We start from the raw sequence: 18620 nt of genomic DNA on the forward strand, positions 1-18620 counted from the left end.
CGCCGTGTGCACGGTCGGGAGTCTTGGCTCGATCTGGTGCTTGCTCACCTGGTTGGGTGTTGCCCGGATGTGTTCCAGCACTCCGGGCATCGCTCCCGTTTGCGCGGCCGCTGTCAGGCAGCCGTTTCTTCAATGGCGTAGGGTGCGAAGCGGATCACTTCGATTTCCAGCCAGTCGTTGATCTCTTTGAACCGCTCCTGCAGTGGGACGATCTCGTTGCGATTGAACACCTTGGCGGCGTCCTGTACCGATCCGAAGCCGCTGGTATTGGTGGGGATGATGCCCATCAGGTGCGGCGGTACCCGGTGCACCGCCAGGACATCGTCGCGGGTGACGTTCTTGATATTGAAAAATTCGTCCTTGGCCTGGACCTCGCTGATCGGGATGATCTGTATGCCGTCCTTTTGGCCGTTGGGGGCATACATGAAGAGGTTGCGGAAGTTTCCAGGGCCTTTGGACTCCTTCAGCGCCTTGCGCAGGGCGTCGATATCCCCCTCCTCCTGGGCGGCATCGCTCATGTAGAGGATGAACCCGGCATGGCTGCCGTTTTGGTAATACTTGCGCCGGAACAGGGTGGCCGATTCATTCAGCCAGGCGCTGTTCAGACCGGCGATATACTCGGGTACCCCGTACAGCTCCTGGTTGAAGTCGGGCTCCTGCAGCTGGAACACGGTCCCGGGATCGAACTCCTGCGCATCGTAGAGGTTCGGCACGTACCAGAACCGATCTTCCTGTCCGCGGCGGGTGTACTTTGACGGGCTGGTCTTGAGTTTCAGCGGGCCGTTCATGCGGTTGTTGACACGCTGCAGGTAGGCATCGCCGAAGATCAGGTAGTCCAGCACCAGGCGGGAGAACTCCTGCTTGGACAGCAGCGGGTGGGCCATGTAGGAGCTGACCAGGATGTTGCGCTTTACGTAGATGGCGCTGCTGTGGTGCGGATTGGCGTTGAACGACTTGGCCAGGCCGGGGCGGCTGATCGGCGGTTCGTACCATTTGCCGTTCCACCAGCTTTCGACCAGGCCGAGGATGTCGCGCCCCTCCAGGACGGGTGACGGATCACCAAAGGTGAACGCCTCGGCGATTGTGTTCTGAGTCCGCTTGGACTGTTTTGCCTTTTTGGCCATCAGTAGATCTCCAGTATTGAACCGCTGCCCCCGCCGGCAATGGATTGCAGGGGCTGTTTATCCAGGGCATGCATGGTGGCCCACGCCAGATCGGCATGGCCGGTTTCGTTGGATCGGGCCGCTTCATAGGTGACGCGATTACCCGAGGCGGTGAGGGTCTTGCGAATCATCAGGAAGGCGGACGGGACATCGGTCCAGCCGGCGTCGAACTCCAGCCGGCCAGAGCCGATTACGTCCTTGGCCTTCAGCACCAGCCGGGTTTTCACCTCCGGGCTGTACTTGATTTTGGTGGCGCCCGGGTAGAACTTCTTCACCAGGTCATAGACGCCATAGCCGATACCGGTGATATCGATGCCGATGTGCTGCACGTTGAACCGCTTGGTCAGTGCGCGGATCTTCTCGGCCTGGTCGGGGAAGTCCATGCCGCGCCAGCTGTACTTCTCCAGGATGCGGAACTTTCCGCCGGGTACCAGCGGCGGCGCCAGCACCACGCAGCTGGCATCGTCGGTGGTGCGGCTGGGGTCATAGCCGATCCACACCGGCCGCTGGGCGAAGGGCCGGGTGGAGAAGGGTTTCCAGTCATTCCACACCACCCAGGTGTCCACCATCCCCTGCTGCAGCTCCGCCAGGCTGAAGATGCTGGCGGTGTCATCGATGAATTGACACATCAGGAGGTTGTCATACTCCTCCTGGCTGTACTCCAGGCGCAGTTCGTCCAGGTCGAACAGGTCGCAACCCTGGGCGACGGCGTCCTCCACGGTGACGATGTGGCGCCACTGGCGATCCTCGCAAAGCAGGCCATCCTTCAGATTGGCGTGGGTAGTATCGATAACGATCTGGCTGTCTTTCTTGCGGCCGCGGTTAAAGTGGCTGCCGTCCCAGAACGGATAGGCCTCATGGGTGATGGATGACGGGGTTGAGAAATAGGTCTTGGTCCACTGCTTGTGCATGGCCATGCCGCTGGCCACCTTGTTCAGCTCCTTGAAGCGCTGGATCCAGAAGTACTCATCGATATAGAGATCGCCGTGGTAACTCTGGGCGGTGCGGAAGTTGGTCCCCAGAAAATAGAGGTGCGCGCCGTTCGGCAGCACGATGGGGTCACCGGTCAGGTCGATGCCGCCCACCTCCCGGGCAAACTGGACGATGTACTGGCGGAACACGTGAGCCTGATTTTTTGATGCCGACAGGAAGATCTTGTTGCGGCCGGTGCGCAGGGCATGAATGAACGCCTCACGCGCGAAGTAGTAGGTGGCGCCCACCTGCCGGCTCTTCAGGATATTGCGGATGCGCCGATTCAGTTCGCGCTGTTTCCACCACTCCGTCTGATAGCCGAACAGTTCATCGTGGAACGCCTCTTCCAGTCGCTCCAGCGCCTCCTCCGGCACCTCGTTTCTGGTCGGCTTGCTCTTCCGTTTGCGATTGCGGTTGCGCAGCTTCGGGTTCAGGTCGGCTTCATTGCCGCCCTGGTCATAGCGGCGGATCCGCGCCGTGCGCTCCAGCGCCTGGGTCAGGACCTCCACCTCCCGCAGATCGCCGGCGGTCTTCTCGTCCAGCGCGATCACCTTGGCCAGGCGGACCTCCAGACTGGTCTCGGTGCGCTGCACCGATGTGCTGGTATCCCATTCATCCCGCTTCTTCCATGAGTGCACCGTCGCCGGCGGCTGCCCCAGTTTTCTGGCGATATAGGCCACCCGGTAGCCCTGCCAGTAGAGCAGCTTGGCTTCCAGCCGTGGGTCCAATTGAGAACAGGCAACAGTCATGGGTACAGGCTACCCGGCAAAACCGGCGGCGCTGACACGGGCGCGCGTTAAACCCCGGGGTTTAACGCTTGATCCCGTTGCCATCCGTGCCGTCAGCCGCGACCCTCTCCATTGAACCCAAAGAGCACGCAAACAGGACCAATGCCCATGAAGAAGCGCTCAAAATTTTTCCGGGTGGCGCAGGAAGGCGACACCATCGACGGCCGCAAGATCACCCGGCAGGATATCAATGACGCGGTTTCCAATTTTGACAGCAAGCGCTATGGCGCCCGGGTATGGCTGGAGCATGTCCGCGGTTATGTGCCGGGCGGCCCCTTCGATGCCCTGGGCGACGTGTACGCCGTCCAGGCCAAAGAAGATGACGGTGTCATGGGGCTTTATGCCCAGATCGAACCACTGCCGGAACTGATCGCCATCAACCAGCGGGCACAAAAGATCTACAGCTCCATTGAATTGACGTTCAGCAAGGGTAAGGCGTGGCTGACCGGCTTGGCCGTCACCGACTCCCCCGCCTCGTTCGGTACCGAACGCCTGGCGTTCAGTGCAGGCTCCACCCTCTACCATGGCCCGACCATGGATGATGAGCACCTCTACTCTGTCGGCCTGGAAACCGAAATCGAGTTTGTGGACTCCTCCGACGATGATGCTGGAAACAAGGACGGTAGTGGGGCTGGGACGCCCACCCTTTTTACCCGCGTAAAGGCTCTGCTGGGTCTGCACAAGAAGGACACCGACAACTATCTCAGCGATATCGATGCGGCGGTGATGCAGATCGCCGAGAGCCAGCAGGCGTTGATCGAGGGCCAGCCGGACCCCGCCGCCTTCACCCAGATGCAGACCGATTACAGCGAACTGAAGACCGCCCATGACGCCCTGAGTCAGCAGTTCAGCGACCTGAAAACGCAGCTGCAGGGAGAGGTCGCAGGCCAACAGTTCAACCGCCCAGCCGCCACCGGCGGCACCGTACACATCCAGACCGATTGCTAGGAGCACCCAATGCGCAACGAAACCAGAGAACTTTTCAACGCCTACCTGGAGCAGGTGGCAGCGGTCAACGGTGTACCGGATGCCACCAAGAAGTTCGCGGCCTCCCCCAGCGTCGAGCAGACCCTGGAGAACCACATCCAGGAGAGCAGCGCCTTCCTCGGCGAGGTGAACATCATCGGCGTCGGCGAGCAGCAGGGCGAAAAGCTGGGCCTCTCGCTCGGCTCCACTATCGCCGGCCGCACCGACACCAGCCTTGCCGACCGCGAGCCCCAGGACCCGTCCGGTGTGGATGACCGCGGCTACTTCTGCAAGCAGACCAACTTCGACACCCACCTGACCTACGGCAAGCTGGACGCCTGGGCCAAGTTCCCCGACTTCCAGACCCGCATCCGCAACCAGATCATCCGCCAGCAGGCGCTGGACCGGATCATGATCGGGTTTAACGGTTCATCCGCCGCGGCAACCACCGACCGCAACGCCAACCCGCTGCTGGAAGACGTGAACATCGGCTGGCTGGCGAAGCTGTTGGCCGAGGACCCCGCCCGATTCATGGACCAGGGCACCGTGGTCGGCGAGGTGCGTGTCGGCCCCAATGGCGACTATAAAAACCTGGACGCCCTGGTGTACGACATGCGCAGCAACCTGCTGGCCCCCTGGCATCGGCGCAACACCACCTTCACCGCTATCTGTGGCGCCGACCTGGTGGACGAGAAGTACTTCCCCATGATCAACACGCACGCGGAGACCCCGACCGAATCCCGGGCGTTGGATCTGATGATCAGCAACAAGCGCCTGGGCGGCCTGCGGGTGGCCGAGGTTCCGTTCGTGCCGGACCGCAGCATCATGATCTCGCTGCTCAGTGCCGGCGGAGACTCCAACCTCTCCATCTACCACCAGAACGGCACCCGGCGCCGCACCATTGTGGACAACGCGCGGCGCGACCGGATCGAGAACTTCGAATCGGTCAACGAGGCCTACGTGATCGAGGACCTGACCGGCGCCGCCGCCTGCATCAACATCAAGCTGCCGGACGGCATCGGCGGCTGGGCATAACCGGTAGCGCATGAGCTGAAGAGTCCCCGGCCGCGCGCCGGGGATTTTTGAAACCAGATGAGGACCACCCATGTTGACCCCGGCAAAAAAGCATTTCATGAAGACCAAGGCGGCCAGCGAGACCGCCGCGGATGACCTGGACAGCTACTCGGACGCCACCCAGTACGAACTGATGCTGGCCCAGCTGGCCCAGCACAAGCGCCAGCTGAAGGCCATCCAGAGCACCGAACTCAAGTGCGCCAAGAAGGCCGAGATCCTGCCCGAGTACGTCCCCTATGTGGAGGGCGTCATCGAATCCGGATCTGGGGTACAGGATGATGTGCTGATGACCATCATGCTCTGGCGCATCGATGCCGGCGACATCCCTGGCGCGATCCGCATCGCCGCCTATGCCCTGGCTCATGGTCTGCGGATGCCGGACCAGTACAAGCGCGACCTCGCCACCACCCTGGCCGAAGAGGTGGCGGACAATGCCGCCCGGGACCCTGCCGCCATCCCCACCGATATGTTGCTGGCCGTGTATGAGATGACGGTGGAACGGGACATGCCCGACGAAGTGCGGGCCAAGCTGCAGAAGGCAATCGGCATCCAGTTGAGCGATACCGATAAACCGGCCGCCCTGGACCATCTGAAACGCGCCCTGCAGCTGCATGATCGCAGCGGCGTGAAGAAGCAAATCGAGAAGCTGGAACGCGAGATCCAGCAGGCAAACTGAGTTCTCCGGCCTACGGGCCTGGCGGCCCGGTGTGGAGTCAGCTCCCGCTACACGAAGCACCGTAAGCCGCCACTCTATTCCTAGGGGTATTGATGAGCTTTATCGCCACCGGCGCCAGTCAGGAAAGCGGCCTCACCGTCAAGAACCTGGCCTTCTATCCGGACCTGAATCTGGACAACTTCCGCGCCCTTTATCGCATCGACACCACGGTTAAAAATGAAGTGGCGATCGATGCACTGATCAATGCCATGGTAGCCACCAATGCCGAGCTGAAGGCGTGGCGCGCCGAGCAGGAGGCCGCCGGTCATGCCGCCCTGGCGGACGTGCCGGCGGACAGCTACGACGGCACCTCCGAGAAGATCACCCACTACCTCACCGCCGTTTACAGCCGCGCCAAAGCACTGCTGGTGGAGCGCTTCCGCGACTTCGACAGCACCGGCGCAGGCCACGGCCGCGCCGATGATCTGAACCTGACCACCGGTGACTACCTGCAGCAGACCCGCGAATCCCTGCGTGCGCTCAAGGGCTTGCCCCGCACCATCGTGGAGCTGATATGACCACGGTCATCAGCCAGCAGAACGACACGGTGGACCAGATCTGTCGGCGTCACTACGGTCGCACCGCCGGCGTCACCGAACAGGTACTGGATGCCAATCCCGGGCTGGCGGAGCGTGGCCCGGTCATCCCGTCCGGCGTCACCATCACCCTGCCGGAAATCACCGTCCAGGCCGAGATCAAAACCGTCAACCTATGGGACTGAAAACAGACATGCCGATCAAGGAGTACACAGCGGGCAAGCTGATCACCGCGCTGGCGGGCGGCACCGGTGCCGCCATAGCGATGGCGGTGCTCATACCCCGATCAAAAAAGGAGGCGTTCCTGCGCGGGTATGTCGGATTGGCCAGTTCGGTCATCAGTACCGACATGATCATCCGCCGGCTGCAGCTCCCGGCGGATACCGAAACCGTGATCTTCGTCGCCGCGGCGGTGGGGTTCAGCGCCTGGTTCACCCTGGGTGCCGCCGCCCGGTCCCTGGAGCGGATACGCCAGATCGGCCTGATCCAGGCATGGGAAGAGCTGAAGGGGTGGCGACGGTGAGCCGGGTGCAGTTATCCACCAACTTCTTCCTGGATGAGTTCACCCGCTCACAGATAGCGGCCCGGCGGGGCATTGATATGTCCGTCTGCCAGGGCGACGTGATCTATTTCAACCTGCGCCGCCTCTGCCGCCGCGTGTTGCAGCCGCTGCGCGACGCCCTGGGCCCGACGCATATCTCCTCCGGCTATCGCCCGCCAAAGCTCAACCGGTTGATCGGTGGCGCGCCAACCTCACAGCATCAGTACGGCCAGGCGGCCGACCTCGTGGTCACCGGGCACACCCCTCTGGAGGTGGCGACCTGGCTGCGCGACCACGTCACCGGCTACGACCAGCTGATACACGAGTACGGCGCATGGGTGCACGTCTCCGTGCCGTCCGCCGCCCTGCCCGAACCGGCCCGCATGGAGCGGCTTACCGCCATCAAGGTGCCGCGGCTGATCGGCAAACCCCGCACCGTCTACATGCCAGGGCTGATCGCCATCGACGACGCCCTGGCCCGTCACAATAACCACAAGGAGGCCGCCTGATGGATTGGTCACTATTCGCCCAGCAACTGCTGCTGGTTGTGTTACTCGGCGGCGCTGACCGTTTGCGCGGCGACCACTACCACCTGCTGGTCTCGGGTTACGTAGACCGCCTGATATACGGCTGGCTGATGGCCGCCCTGTTCGGCCACCCCTGGGACGGACTGACATTGCCGATCATGGTGGCCATGTACGTGGGCATGTTGCCGGGCTGGGGCGAAGCCATCGGCTGCGCACTGACCGGGCGACAACCCGACCCTGAGCGCGCGGCATGGTGGCAGCGCGGTCCGCTGCTGGATAACGCCTGGCTGGCCCTGGTGGCCAGGGGCGTGATCTGGGGTATCGGGTTCGTGCCGCTGGCGCTGTTAGACCCGCGCCTGCTGCTGGCGCTGCCCGCCTACACCATCGCCATGCCGCTGGCGGTCTGGATCACGGTGCGGGTAGAGCGCCCAAAACCAGGCAACTGGGAACATCAAGAGTACCTGCGCGGCTGGATTGCCGGGGCGCTGATCACCGCTGGGCTCTACCTGGAGGGATGGTATGGATTGGTCTGATATAAGCGGCGCCATTGCCAAGGCGGCGCCGCTGGTCAGCACCCTGCTGCTAGGCCCGGCCGGCGCCGGTGTCGGCGCCCTGGTGGCCTCGGCCCTGGGCACGGAGGCGAACCCCGCCGCCGTGGCGACCGCGCTGCAGGACCCGGCCTCGCTGGAGCGTATCCGCCAGATGGAGCTGGACAACAAGGCGGACCTGACCCGCATGCACCTTGAAGCGGAGACCGCCCGCCTGGCCGAGGTCAATCAGACCATGCGCGCCGAGGCGGCGAGTATTGATCCCTATGTGCGCCGCTGGCGGCCGACATACGGGTATCTGACGGCGCTCGCGTGGTTCGTGCAGATGACCGGATTCACCTTCATCCTTGGCTTGGTCGCTTATCAGCATCCGGCAGATCTCGCGGCCGTTGTCGGGGCGCTGGGCAGCGTACTGGCCGCCCTTCTGGGTCTGTGGGGTATCGCCCTGGCTGTGCTGGGCGTCAATGTCACCAGTCGCTCAAAAGACAAGCAGGTACATGCAGGCCAGGAGCCGGCACCCGGACTGATGGCCGCCCTGGCAAAACGGCTGGCTGGGTAGACATGGACTTCTACGACAGCGCCTCTCAACTCGAAGAGCACGAACGGGAAAAGGCCATTGCCCGCCGTGTGCAATACCGCGGCGCCAGCGCGGCAACTTGCGAGGAGTGCCTCGACCAGATTCCGCAGGCCCGGCGCGATGCCATCCCCGGCGTCCGCCTTTGTATCACCTGCCAGCAGGACAATGAACTGCGCGATAAAACCGGGGGTGGCCGATGAGCGCAGACACACAGCCGGCCGGTGGATTCGTGAAACTGAATGCCCTGCGGGAGTATTTGCTGGCGGCACCACTGGGGCTTAACCCCGACCACCTGATCACCTTCATCGACAAGGGCAAAGTGATCAGTTACCCGGGCGGCAATAACAAGAACTTCAAATTCGTGTTCCCGGCGCAGCTTATCGTCATCGGCTATGCCGACGCCGTGGACAAGCTGGCCTTCTTCATCCTCCAGTGGCTGGACCAGTACCAGCCGGACCACGACGGCGAAGCGTTCACTTTTGATGCGGAGATCATTGATCACCGCCAGACGGATATCTCCATCACCCTGACCCTGACCGAGACCATCACGGTCTCCGAGTCGGCCGAAGGCATCACCCTGAACCACTGCACAGAACCCAGCATCCTGCCCGTCACCATACCGGGCGCCACCCTGGAGGTGTTGCTCAATGACGAGCCGATGGCGGACTGGGTGAATGGCGGCAAGTATGAATCCTATCCGCTATGAGCGATGACCTCACCGCCCTGGAGAACTGGGTACAGCCGCTGCTGGACCAGCTGACCCCGGCCGCGCGCCGGCGCCTGCTGCGGCAGCTCGCGGTCCAGCTGCGCGCCGGTCAACAGGCGCGGATCGACCGCCAGCAAAACCCGGACGGCACACCGTTCGAACCACGGAAGGAACGGTCAACAAGAAAGCGCGGACGCATCAGACGACAGGCAAAAATGTTCCGCAAACTGCGCCAGGCGCGGCACCTGAAGATCCGCACCACAGCCAGCCAGGTGGCGGTGGGTTACTCCGGCAAAACCGCGCGGATTGCCCTGGTACACCAGGAGGGCAAGCTGGATCGCGTCAGTCCGGGCGGGCCACTCTACCAGTACGCGCGCCGCATCCTGCTGGGGTTCACCGCCGATGATCGTGACGCGATAACAGAGACCGCACTGAGTCACCTCCTGGACGAGCGTTAAACCCGGGGGTTTAACGCCTGTCGCGCCTGCCAGGGCTCACGCCTCCCCGCATAATCAGGCGCATGGACTTTACGCTTGTTGAACTGGCCCGCCGTATTGAAAACCTCATCCGCCCCGGCGTGGTGGCGGAGGCCGATTACGCCACCGCCCGGGTACGCATCAAGGTGGGTGGGCTCAAAACAGATTGGGTTCCCTGGCTCACCTCACGCGCCGGCGGCGATCGCAGCTGGTGGGCGCCGGAGGTCGGCGAGCAGGTACTGCTGCTCTCCCCGGGCGGAGACCCGGCACAGGGTTACGCCCTGCCGGCCATCTACCGGGCGGCGCACCCGGCCAACGCCAGCAGCCCGGACATCCACCGCGTGGACTATGGCAACGGCAGCTGGATCGAGCATGACCGGGCCTCCGGAAAACTGAGCATTCACGCCGCGGGGGACATCGATCTGGTCGCCGGCGGCAATGTGCGTATCAACGGTCAACGCATTGACCTCAACTAATTGACCCACTGGGAGATAACCATGCGCCGATTACCACTGCTGTTCATCACCGCCCTACTCTGTTTCATCGCCCTGCCAGCCAGCGCCAGCGGCCAGGTTGGACACTGCACCGAGTGCCACGCCATCGCGGCCGACCTACAGGAGGTTTCCATGCCCGCTGTCACCCGATTGGGAGACCAATGCACCGGACACGGTTGCTGGCCGTCCCGTCCCAACGTCGAAGCCTCGCCGGATGTGTTCGCGAACGGTATCGCCGCCCACCGCCAGGGCGACGCCTGGGCGGCGCACACCTGCCCCAGTATCCCGGAAACCCATGCCAGCGTACTGGCCGCCGGCAGCGGTAGCGTCTTTGTCAACGGCCGGCAGTTGGCGCGAATCGGCGACCCGGTCGCTTGCGGGTCAGCCTGCAGCCAGGGCTCGCCGGACGTATTCGCCGGCGGCTGAACCATGGGCATGCAGGCGACCACAGGCCGGACCCTGGACGGGTTCGAGCATATCCGGCAGTCCATCGCGGACATCCTCACGACCCCCATCGGGTCGCGGGTGATGCGCCGCGACTACGGGTCCGGCCTGTTTCGCCTGCTCGATGCCCCAATCACCAGCGCCACCATCCTGGCGCTGTATGCCGCCACCGCCGACGCCCTCATGCGCTGGGAACCGCGAATCCAGCTGCACCGGATCCAACTGGATATGACCCAGGCAGAACAGGGCGGACTGAAACTGATCATTGACGGCCGTACCGTCGATGGGGATGTCTCGCTGGAGGTGTCGCTGTGAGTTTCACCGCCATCGATCTCCCCAATCTGGCCGCCCCGGGCGTCATCGAGGCGCTCGATTACGAAACCCTGCTGGCCGCCATCCGCGCCGACTTTATTGCCCGGGCTCCTGAACACGCCGCCCTGCTGGATCTGGAGAGTGAACCGCTGACCAAGCTGATGGAGTCGGCCGCCTATATAGCGCTCACCCTGCGCCAGCGGGTCAATAATGCCGCCCGCGCCGTCATGCTGGCCTACGCCACCGGTAGCGACCTGGATCAGCTCGGCGCCCTGTTTGGCGTGGAACGGCTGCTGGTGGATGCCGGCGACGCCACGGCCGTGCCGCCGGTCCCGCCCACCTATGAGACCGATCAGCGGCTGCGCCAGCGCATCCAGCTCTCGCTGGAAGGGCATAGCACCGCCGGCCCGGAAGGCGCCTACATATTCTGGGCGCTGACCGCCTCCCCGGACGTGTTGGACGTCGGCATTGAAAGCCCAAATCCGGGCGAAGTGCTGGTCACCGTGCTGTCCACCGAGGGTGACGGCACCGCCACCCCGGAACTGCAGGATGCCGTATTCCAGGTGATCAACAGCGAGAACATCCGGCCGCTGACCGACAACGTCACGGTACAGGGCGCCACCATCATCCCCTATGCCGTGGATGCCACCCTGACCTTCTACGACGGGCCTGGATCCAGCGTCGCGCGCCAGGCCGCTGAAGATGCCGCGTCCACCTACGTCACCGAACACCACCTCCTGGGCCACGACATCACCCGATCCGGACTGTTCGCCGCCCTGCATCAGCTGGGGGTACAGAACGTGGTGATCGCCTCGCCGGCGGCTGATATCCCGGTCTCCTCCACCGAGGCGGCCTATTGCTCGTCGATCACCGTCACCGCCGGGGGTGTGGATGAATAAGCCCAGACGCTACGGCTGGAATCTGTTGATCGCCCTGGATCAGCTCGTCAACGCCCTGCTGGCCGGCGACCCGGACGAGACCCTGAGTAGCCGCATGGGGCGGGCGGTGCGTGATGGCCGCTGCCGCGGCTGCTACTGGATCTGCCGGGCCCTGCACCGGCTCGACCCGGACCATTGCCAGAAGAGCATCGAGCACGACGAAGGCGATGACGAGGTGATCGGGATATGACCACCCGCCTGTTGCCGCCCAACGCCAGCGCCCTGGAACTGGCCGCCGAGGCCGCCATCAACAGCGCCATCGAGTCCATTGATGTGCCGCTGCGCGATCTCTGGACCCCTGCATCCTGCCCGGCCTCGCTGCTCCCCTGGCTGGCCTGGACCCTGTCCGTGGATGTGTGGGACAGCAGCTGGCCGGAGGCGACCCAGCGCGCGGTCATCGCCGAATCGGTGGCGGTGCACCGTACCAAGGGCACCCCGGGCGGATTGCGCCGCGCCCTGCAGGCCATGGGCTACGGTGATGTTGAAGTGCTGGAGCGGGTCAAGCTCCTGCGCGACGGAACCTATACCCGCAGCGCCACCATCACCCACGGCGTCCTGCTGGACCCCTACGAGTTTGATGTGGTGCTGAATATCGGTGCCATTCCGGACCAAGCGACGGTGGACGAAATCCGCACCCGCATCCGCCATTACAAGAACGCGCGCAGTCATCTGAAGACCCTGCGCTACATGCAACTGCACCACAACGGTACCTACAGCCGGGATGGTTCACAGAAACACAATGGAGGCCTGACCTATGGCTGACCTGCCAGAAGCCGATCAGTGGGAAGCCGGTATTTATCAGCTCGAGATCACCGACCCGGTGCTGGGCGGCGCGGAAGGTATCGACAACCTGCAGGCCAAGCAGTTGGCCAACCGCACGTTGTACCTGAAGAACCTGCTCGCCAATCTGCTGGCGGCCGAAAGCGTGGCCGATCATGAAGTCAAGGCGGATCCGCACCCGCAATACCTAACTGCGGACGACGCGCCTGGTGCGGCGTCCGAGGTCGTGCAGGGGATTATTGAGTTAGCCTCCCCGGCCGAGGCGCAAGCGCTGACCGATGCAGTGCGGGCGATTACGCCGGCAACGCTGGCTGCGGCGCTGCAGGGATCGAATCGGTCGCCGACGTACAACGGGTATCAAAAGTTGCCCGGTGGGTTGATCGTGCAGTGGAACAAGAATGTTCTGAAAAGCACAACGGCTTCGCCGTTGGCGATCACGTTCCCTGTCACGTTCCCTAACGGTGTCCTGTGTGTCTGCCCATCGCTTGCCGGGCAACAGAATCCAAACGGCACGCCAGTTTCAGCGTCGTCACAGACGACAACTGGGTTTGATGCATGGACGACAACTGGCGGAGCCGGTTACTACGTGACGTATATCGCCATCGGCTACTAGGAGGATTAGTAATGTTCTATGCAACGTCAACTGGCGGATTCTACGCCGAGGAAATTCACGGTACGCGCCAGATTGAGGTCGTGCAGACTGACCCGGAAACGGGCGAAACGATTGATCGCTGGATGGAGAAAAACCCGGGTTGTCTGATCCCGCCCGACGCCGTAGAGATCTCGGCAGCAGATCACGTCGCGCTGCTCGCCGGCCAGGCAGCCGGCCAGCGCATACAGCCGGATGCTGATGGCCGGCCGGTATTGATTGATCCGCAGCCACCCACCGATGCCGAGATCATCTCGGACGCCATACAGCGCATCGATGGGTTCTGCGACATGGTCTACACCAGACTCACCAGCCGCGCCACCCGCTACGAGCAGAAGTACCAGGAGTCCCTGCGCTTCCGGGATGCCGGGTACCCCGGCACGGTATCGGCCAACGACTACCCCTACCTGGCGTATGAAGCGCCCCATCGCGGCATGACCAAGCGCGATCTGGCCGACCTGATCATTGCCAAGGCTGAAGCCTTCAACCAGTTCGGCGCCCGCGCGGAAGCGGCTCGTGCAGAACTGCCCGGGGCCGTGGCCGCTGCGGATCCCACCGAAAAACAAAACGCGGCGGACGCCATTGTGTCCGCCATCAATGCCCTAGTTCAAGCGCTCATGGAGGCCTGAAATGCCCGCTGATTACCACCACGGCGTACGCGTCGCCGAAGTTACCGAGGGCACCCGCCCCATTCGCATGATCAACACCGCCGTCATCGGCCTGGTCGGCACCGCGCCGGATGCCGACGCGGCCAAGTTCCCGCTCAACACGCCGGTGCTGATCGCCGGCAACCGGGCCGAGGCCGGCGCGCTGGACCTGGTCGGGGACGGCAACGGCTCCCTGCCGGGCGCCATGGATGCCATCTTCGACCAGATCGCCCCCAACGTGATCGTGATCCGGGTCGATGAGGGGATCGACGCCGCCGAAACCACCAGCAACGTGATCGGTACCGTGCAGGCTGACGGCAGCCACACCGGCCTGCAGGCGCTGCTCACCTGCAAGGCCAAGCTGGGCCTCAAGCCGCGCATCCTGGGCGCCCCCGGGCTGGACGTGCAGGCGGTGGCCACGGAGTTCGAGGGCATCGCCGACAAGCTGCGCGCCTTCGCCTACGTGAGCTGCGCCGGCGCCGCCACTAAGGAAGACGCCGTCGCCTACCGGGCCAACTTCGGCAGCAAGCGCCTGATGCTGGTCTGGCCGGAGTTCACCGGCTGGGACGTGGCAACCAGTCAGGAGGTGGAGCTGGCGGCCGTGGCCAGGGCCCTGGGCCTGCGCGCCAAGATCGACAACGATATCGGCTGGCACAAGAACCTCTCCAACGTCGCCGTGGCCGGGGTGACCGGCATCAACAAGGATCTCTATTTCGACCTGCAGGCAGAGGCCACCGATACCAACTACCTCAACAGCAACGAGGTCACCACCCTGATCCGCGAGGACGGCTTCCGCTTCTGGGGCTCCCGCACCTGCAGCGCAGACCCCAAGTTCGCCTTCGAGACCGCCACCCGCACCGGCGACATCCTGGCCGACACCATCGCCGAGGCGCACATGTGGGCGGTGGACAAGCCCATGAGCAAGACCCTGATCCGCGACATCGTGGAAGGCGTCAATGCCAAGTTCCGCGAACTCAAGGCCCTGGGCTATATCGTGGACGCCCACGCCTGGGTGGATCCGGACAAGAACACCGTGGAGGTGCTGGAGAGCGGCAAGCTGTATATCGATTACGACTACACCCCGATCCCGCCGCTGGAGAACCTGCAGTTCTTCTCCCGCATCACCAATGATTACCTGGTGCAGCTGATACAGCAGTAAGCGCCGCCGCCCGCCCTTCGGGGTGGGCGGTCAACCCATACGGTTAACGCCATCCGGTTCACACAAGAGGATTAAACGATGTTGCCCAAGAGCCTGAAGAATTTTAACGCCTTCGTCGACGGTGAAGGATATGCCGCCCGGGTGGACGAGTTCGTACTGCCCAAGCTGGCCCGCAAGATGGAAGAGCTGCGCGCCGGCGGCATGAACGCCCCCATCGATATCGACATGGGCATGGAGAAGCTGGAAGCCGAGTTCACCCTGCACGAGGTCTCCCGCGCCATCCTGAACCAGTTCGGCCTGTGGGATGTGGCCGGTGTCGGCATGCGCTTTCGCGGCGCCTACCAGGCCGACGACAGCAGCTGCACCACCGACGCGGTGGAGGTGGTCATGCGCGGCCGCTTCAAGGAGATCGACATGGGCACCGCCAAGGCCGGCGACGAGACCAAGATGAAGGTCAGCGGCGGCCTGACCTATTTCAAGTACATCGTCAACGATGAAACCGTGATCGAGATCGACGTGTTGAACATGATCGAGATGGTCAACGGCCAGGACCGCCTGAAGAAACAGCGGGACGCCCTGGGCTTGTAGTCTGGGAACCCGAACGAGCAACAAGCGGCCAGGGACGGCCACCCTATTTTAATCTGGAGAACAACCCATGACTGAATTCACCCTCAAGCACCCCATCACCGGCGACAACGGCCGCGAGATCAAAACCATCACCGTGCGCCGGCCGCGCGTCAAGGACATCGAGATCATGGAGGAAGAATCCACCCATCTCAAAAAGTCCATTCGCCTGCTCTCTCTGCTGGGCGAAGTATCGCCCGACGAGGTCCGCCGACTGGACGCGGCCGACTTCAACCATATCAGTGATGAGGTGGTGGGTTTTTTGGAATAACCATGCAGCGGCTGAGGCCGGTAATGGCCAACCTGGCCGCTGTATTCCATTGGCAACCGTCCGAGCTGAAGGCGTTAACGCTGGACGAGTTGAGTGAATTTCACCAGCTGGCGAAAGAGCGGTCCACTACCAGTCCCAAGCGAGGCCGGCAAAGGTGAACAGCAGAAACACCCCGCCCCCGACCGTGGCGGTCAAGGCGAGCAGCACGATTAGCGGCAGACCCCAGAACGCCCACAACGTGGCGCCGGCCGCCAGCAGCGCGGGAACCCACTGGGGCCAAAAGGCGCGAAGCCAAAAGGCGCGACGAAAGTGTTTAGCGGCATCCATGCCCGGAGTATAGCCCATGAGCGATCTTGATCTCAAAATTACCCTGCGGGCCATTGACAAGTTCAGTGAGCCCGCCCGGAAGGTGGCGGCCATATCGGGCAAGCTGGCACAGCACCTGGGCGAGAGTCAGAAAGAGCTGTTCGCTATCGGCAACAACAGGAAGGCCATCAAGGCGTTCGAGGAGGCGAGCCAGAAGCTGGGCAAGCTGAATGGCAACCTCACCGAGACCACCAGCAAAGTGAAGCAGGGCCGCCGCGAGATGGCCTATCTGCACCGCCAAATGGAGTTGGTCGGCTCCAGCTCCAAGGCGGGCAAGCAACTCGCGAAGGAGTTCGAGGCAGCGAGAAAGAGCGTCCACGCCCTGGAGCGGCAGGAGCGCCGCCTCACCGAACAAATCTCCGAGAGCAGCAGCAAGCTGGACGAGCGTAGCGCCAAGTTGCGCGAGGCCGGCATCGACACCAAGAACCTGCGCCAGGAGCAGGACCGGCTGGGTGCGTCCTACGCCAAAACGACAGGCAAAATGGAGGCCATGTCCAAGATGGCCGCCCAGGTGCAGAAAGCCCGAGAGCGCCACGACCGCGCCCTGCAGCGCGCCGCCAATGCCGCCCTGATCGCCCATGGTGCCCAGCGCGTCGGACAAGCCGCCATGGGCATGGTAACCCAGCCGGTCCAGCAAATGCGCCAGGTGGAGCGATCCAAGGGCGAGCTGGCCTCGTTGGGCATGCAGGACACCGAGGTAGTGGCGGCCAAAGGCCGCGAGATGTCCACAAAGCTGGCTGGCATCACGACATCGGCGTTCGTCTCGGCGGCCTACGACATCAAGAGCGGCATCTCCACCCTCACCGACCAGAGTGTGGCCAACATGACGGCCCTGGCAGCGCTCACCGCCAAGGCCACGAAGTCGAACGTGGACCAGATGACCAGCCTGTTCGCCACCGGCTACGGCTCGTTCAAGAACAGTCTATTTGCCGACATCGGGGACGATGAGTTCGGACAGGCTTTCTCCGCCTCTCTCGCCAAGGCCGTGCAGCAGTTCAAGACCGATGGCGCCAAGATGCAGCAGGCCATCCAGTCGATGGGCTCAGGGCTGGCCGAATCCGGCATCGCGCTGTCCGATCAGTTCACCGCGCTCGGGATGCTGCAACAGAAGATGGAGGCCGGCGTGGCCGGTACCACGCTCAACGCCCTGGAGCGCACGGCAGGCCGTGCTCAAAAACGTTTCGAGCAGATGGGTATCGCCGTCAACACGCTCGACAAAAACGGCAACCTGCGCAGCCTGCCCGAACTGCTCGAACAGATGCAGGGCGCATTCGGCCAGGAATACACCACCGAGACCGGCACACGCATCCAGGAGGCGTTCGGATCAGAGGAGGCGGTGCGCTTCTTCAAGGCGATGTGGGGACAGCAAGAATCTTTCCGCGCCAACGCCAAGGCGATCGAAGAGGCGCAACGCCAGGGCGAGGCCTTCACCGGGACGATGGCTAAGGCAATGGATAGCAACATGGACGCCCGCCTGCAGCTGATGCAGCAACGCTGGGCAGCCGTACAGCAACGCATCGGTGACGCACTGCTGCCGGTGCTGGAGCGGTTAATGAATGTCATCGAGCCCATTATTGACGGCCTGGGCGCCTGGATCGACAAGCACCCCTACCTGACACAGGCACTGGCCATTGTGGTCGGCGGTGTCGGCGCGCTGGCCCTGGCGATAGCGCCGGTGATTACCGCGGTTACCGGGCTGGGCGCCGCCATTACCTGGATGGGGTATCGGGCCAAAAAAGCCCAAATGGAGGCGATGCTGGACGGCATGGGTGGTGGCAAAGGCGGCAAAGGGTGGCGCAATAAACTCAAAGGCCTCGGCCGGGGCGGCCCGGGTGGAAAAGGGTGGGGTGGAAAACTGCAAGGCATCGGCAAGGGGCTTTCCGGCAAGGCCGGGCTGATCGGCGCCGGCGTGGGCGCCCTCACCATCGGCGCCACCCTGATGGATGATAAGTTGAGCGCGGGAGAGAAGGCCGCGTCCATATCCGGGGACGCCGGAGGTATCGGTGGCGCGCTGGCAGGGGCCGCCGCCGGCGCAGCGCTGGGATCTGTGGTGCCGGTCATCGGTACCGCCATCGGCGGCGCCCTGGGGGCCTACTTCGGCGCCCAGGGCGGCGGCTGGCTGGGAGAACAGTTTGGCAGCCTGTTCACCGACGATGAAGAAACACCGGTCATGGCGGGCGCCGGTGCCGCCACACAGAACGCCGACAACAGCACCAACACTTTCAATTTAAGCATCCAGCAACAACCGGGAGAAGATGAAGAGAGCCTGGCCAAGCGCGTGATGGGGAAGATTCAGGACCAACAGCGGCAGCGGCAAATGGCCGCAATCTACGACAGCCCGTGAGGT

At 63.4% G+C, this 18620-nt stretch carries 28 protein-coding genes; 25 read left to right on the forward strand and 3 right to left on the reverse strand.

What is annotated here, in order from left to right; all coding sequences use genetic code 11:
• Positions 1-113: 113 nt before the first annotated feature.
• Both O9K64_RS10720 and O9K64_RS10725 read right to left on the reverse strand, forming a co-directional pair.
• Positions 114-1124 (reverse strand): phage portal protein, encoded by a 1011-nt coding sequence (locus O9K64_RS10720; RefSeq protein ID WP_275098056.1) that lies wholly within the window; start codon positions 1122-1124, stop codon positions 114-116.
• A complete protein-coding gene (locus tag O9K64_RS10725) occupies positions 1124-2884 on the reverse strand; it encodes a terminase large subunit domain-containing protein (RefSeq protein WP_275098057.1) in 1761 nt (586 codons plus the stop codon). Before O9K64_RS10725 ends, O9K64_RS10720 begins: the two co-directional genes overlap by 1 nt.
• Positions 2885-3031: 147 nt before the next feature.
• On the opposite strand from O9K64_RS10725, the gene O9K64_RS10730 reads away from it, so the two are divergent.
• From O9K64_RS10730 to O9K64_RS10845, 24 genes are all read left to right on the forward strand, one after another.
• Positions 3032-3871 (forward strand): GPO family capsid scaffolding protein, encoded by an 840-nt coding sequence (locus O9K64_RS10730; protein WP_275098058.1) that lies wholly within the window; start codon positions 3032-3034, stop codon positions 3869-3871.
• Positions 3872-3880: 9 nt separating this feature from the next.
• Complete coding sequence (locus tag O9K64_RS10735) at positions 3881-4924, forward strand: phage major capsid protein, P2 family (protein WP_275098059.1); 1044 nt, start codon at positions 3881-3883, stop codon at positions 4922-4924.
• Positions 4925-4994: 70 nt separating this feature from the next.
• The gene (gpM, locus tag O9K64_RS10740; protein WP_275098060.1) at positions 4995-5639 is read left to right on the forward strand and encodes a phage terminase small subunit; all 645 of its coding nucleotides are present in this window, start codon (positions 4995-4997) and stop codon (positions 5637-5639) included.
• Between the two features lie 92 nt (positions 5640-5731).
• Complete coding sequence (locus O9K64_RS10745; protein ID WP_275098061.1) at positions 5732-6196, forward strand: head completion/stabilization protein; 465 nt, start codon at positions 5732-5734, stop codon at positions 6194-6196.
• On the forward strand, positions 6193-6399 hold the full coding sequence (locus tag O9K64_RS10750) for a tail protein X (protein WP_275098062.1): 207 nt from the start codon (positions 6193-6195) through the stop codon (positions 6397-6399). The genes O9K64_RS10745 and O9K64_RS10750 overlap by 4 nt, the downstream gene beginning before the upstream one ends.
• A complete protein-coding gene (locus O9K64_RS10755; protein ID WP_275098063.1) occupies positions 6390-6737 on the forward strand; it encodes a DUF6107 family protein in 348 nt (115 codons plus the stop codon). The genes O9K64_RS10750 and O9K64_RS10755 overlap by 10 nt, the downstream gene beginning before the upstream one ends.
• A complete protein-coding gene (locus O9K64_RS10760; RefSeq protein WP_275098064.1) occupies positions 6707-7264 on the forward strand; it encodes a D-Ala-D-Ala carboxypeptidase family metallohydrolase in 558 nt (185 codons plus the stop codon). The genes O9K64_RS10755 and O9K64_RS10760 overlap by 31 nt, the downstream gene beginning before the upstream one ends.
• Positions 7264-7815 carry a hypothetical protein gene (locus O9K64_RS10765; RefSeq protein WP_275098065.1) on the forward strand — a complete coding sequence of 184 codons (552 nt, stop codon included), beginning with the start codon at positions 7264-7266 and terminating at the stop codon, positions 7813-7815. Before O9K64_RS10760 ends, O9K64_RS10765 begins: the two co-directional genes overlap by 1 nt.
• Complete coding sequence (locus tag O9K64_RS10770) at positions 7802-8389, forward strand: 3TM-type holin (protein WP_275098066.1); 588 nt, start codon at positions 7802-7804, stop codon at positions 8387-8389. Before O9K64_RS10765 ends, O9K64_RS10770 begins: the two co-directional genes overlap by 14 nt.
• A gap of 2 nt (positions 8390-8391) precedes the next feature.
• Positions 8392-8607 carry a TraR/DksA C4-type zinc finger protein gene (locus O9K64_RS10775; RefSeq protein ID WP_275098067.1) on the forward strand — a complete coding sequence of 72 codons (216 nt, stop codon included), beginning with the start codon at positions 8392-8394 and terminating at the stop codon, positions 8605-8607.
• On the forward strand, positions 8604-9113 hold the full coding sequence (locus O9K64_RS10780) for a phage tail protein (protein ID WP_275098068.1): 510 nt from the start codon (positions 8604-8606) through the stop codon (positions 9111-9113). The genes O9K64_RS10775 and O9K64_RS10780 overlap by 4 nt, the downstream gene beginning before the upstream one ends.
• Positions 9110-9571 (forward strand): phage virion morphogenesis protein, encoded by a 462-nt coding sequence (locus O9K64_RS10785; protein WP_275098069.1) that lies wholly within the window; start codon positions 9110-9112, stop codon positions 9569-9571. Before O9K64_RS10780 ends, O9K64_RS10785 begins: the two co-directional genes overlap by 4 nt.
• Before the next feature lie 62 nt (positions 9572-9633).
• Positions 9634-10065, forward strand: a complete 432-nt coding sequence (locus O9K64_RS10790; protein ID WP_275098070.1) for a phage baseplate assembly protein V — start codon at positions 9634-9636, stop codon at positions 10063-10065.
• Between the two features lie 21 nt (positions 10066-10086).
• Positions 10087-10509, forward strand: coding sequence for a PAAR domain-containing protein (locus tag O9K64_RS10795; protein ID WP_335342274.1), 423 nt, complete (start codon positions 10087-10089; stop codon positions 10507-10509).
• Positions 10510-10518: 9 nt separating this feature from the next.
• The gene (locus tag O9K64_RS10800) at positions 10519-10842 is read left to right on the forward strand and encodes a GPW/gp25 family protein (protein WP_335342275.1); all 324 of its coding nucleotides are present in this window, start codon (positions 10519-10521) and stop codon (positions 10840-10842) included.
• Positions 10839-11738: a baseplate assembly protein gene (locus tag O9K64_RS10805; RefSeq protein ID WP_275098072.1), complete on the forward strand. Its 900-nt coding sequence runs from the start codon at positions 10839-10841 to the stop codon at positions 11736-11738. Before O9K64_RS10800 ends, O9K64_RS10805 begins: the two co-directional genes overlap by 4 nt.
• Positions 11731-11967, forward strand: a complete 237-nt coding sequence (locus O9K64_RS10810; protein WP_275098073.1) for a hypothetical protein — start codon at positions 11731-11733, stop codon at positions 11965-11967. The genes O9K64_RS10805 and O9K64_RS10810 overlap by 8 nt, the downstream gene beginning before the upstream one ends.
• On the forward strand, positions 11964-12539 hold the full coding sequence (locus O9K64_RS10815; protein ID WP_275098074.1) for a phage tail protein I: 576 nt from the start codon (positions 11964-11966) through the stop codon (positions 12537-12539). The genes O9K64_RS10810 and O9K64_RS10815 overlap by 4 nt, the downstream gene beginning before the upstream one ends.
• The gene (locus O9K64_RS10820) at positions 12532-13170 is read left to right on the forward strand and encodes a gp53-like domain-containing protein (RefSeq protein WP_275098076.1); all 639 of its coding nucleotides are present in this window, start codon (positions 12532-12534) and stop codon (positions 13168-13170) included. The genes O9K64_RS10815 and O9K64_RS10820 overlap by 8 nt, the downstream gene beginning before the upstream one ends.
• 11 nt (positions 13171-13181) lie before the next feature.
• Positions 13182-13835: a hypothetical protein gene (locus O9K64_RS10825; RefSeq protein WP_275098077.1), complete on the forward strand. Its 654-nt coding sequence runs from the start codon at positions 13182-13184 to the stop codon at positions 13833-13835.
• A 1-nt stretch (position 13836) separates the two neighbouring features.
• On the forward strand, positions 13837-15012 hold the full coding sequence (locus O9K64_RS10830; protein WP_275098079.1) for a phage tail sheath protein: 1176 nt from the start codon (positions 13837-13839) through the stop codon (positions 15010-15012).
• Positions 15013-15090: 78 nt separating this feature from the next.
• Positions 15091-15600, forward strand: a complete 510-nt coding sequence (locus O9K64_RS10835) for a phage major tail tube protein (protein ID WP_275098081.1) — start codon at positions 15091-15093, stop codon at positions 15598-15600.
• Positions 15601-15667: 67 nt separating this feature from the next.
• Entirely contained in the window at positions 15668-15907 is a 240-nt protein-coding gene (locus O9K64_RS10840; protein ID WP_275098082.1) for a phage tail assembly protein, read from the forward strand.
• A gap of 23 nt (positions 15908-15930) precedes the next feature.
• The gene (locus tag O9K64_RS10845; protein WP_275098119.1) at positions 15931-16065 is read left to right on the forward strand and encodes a GpE family phage tail protein; all 135 of its coding nucleotides are present in this window, start codon (positions 15931-15933) and stop codon (positions 16063-16065) included.
• On the opposite strand, the gene O9K64_RS10850 is transcribed toward O9K64_RS10845, so the two are convergent.
• A complete protein-coding gene (locus O9K64_RS10850; protein WP_275098083.1) occupies positions 16034-16252 on the reverse strand; it encodes a hypothetical protein in 219 nt (72 codons plus the stop codon). The genes O9K64_RS10845 and O9K64_RS10850 overlap by 32 nt on opposite strands.
• Here O9K64_RS10850 and O9K64_RS10855 point away from each other — a divergent pair.
• Positions 16251-18617 (forward strand): phage tail tape measure protein, encoded by a 2367-nt coding sequence (locus tag O9K64_RS10855; RefSeq protein WP_275098084.1) that lies wholly within the window; start codon positions 16251-16253, stop codon positions 18615-18617. The two genes, O9K64_RS10850 and O9K64_RS10855, sit on opposite strands and share 2 nt — an antisense overlap.
• Positions 18618-18620 lie beyond the last annotated feature (3 nt).

Source organism: Sedimenticola hydrogenitrophicus (assembly GCF_029017505.1).
GTDB lineage: Bacteria > Pseudomonadota > Gammaproteobacteria > Chromatiales > Chromatiaceae > Sedimenticola > Sedimenticola hydrogenitrophicus_A.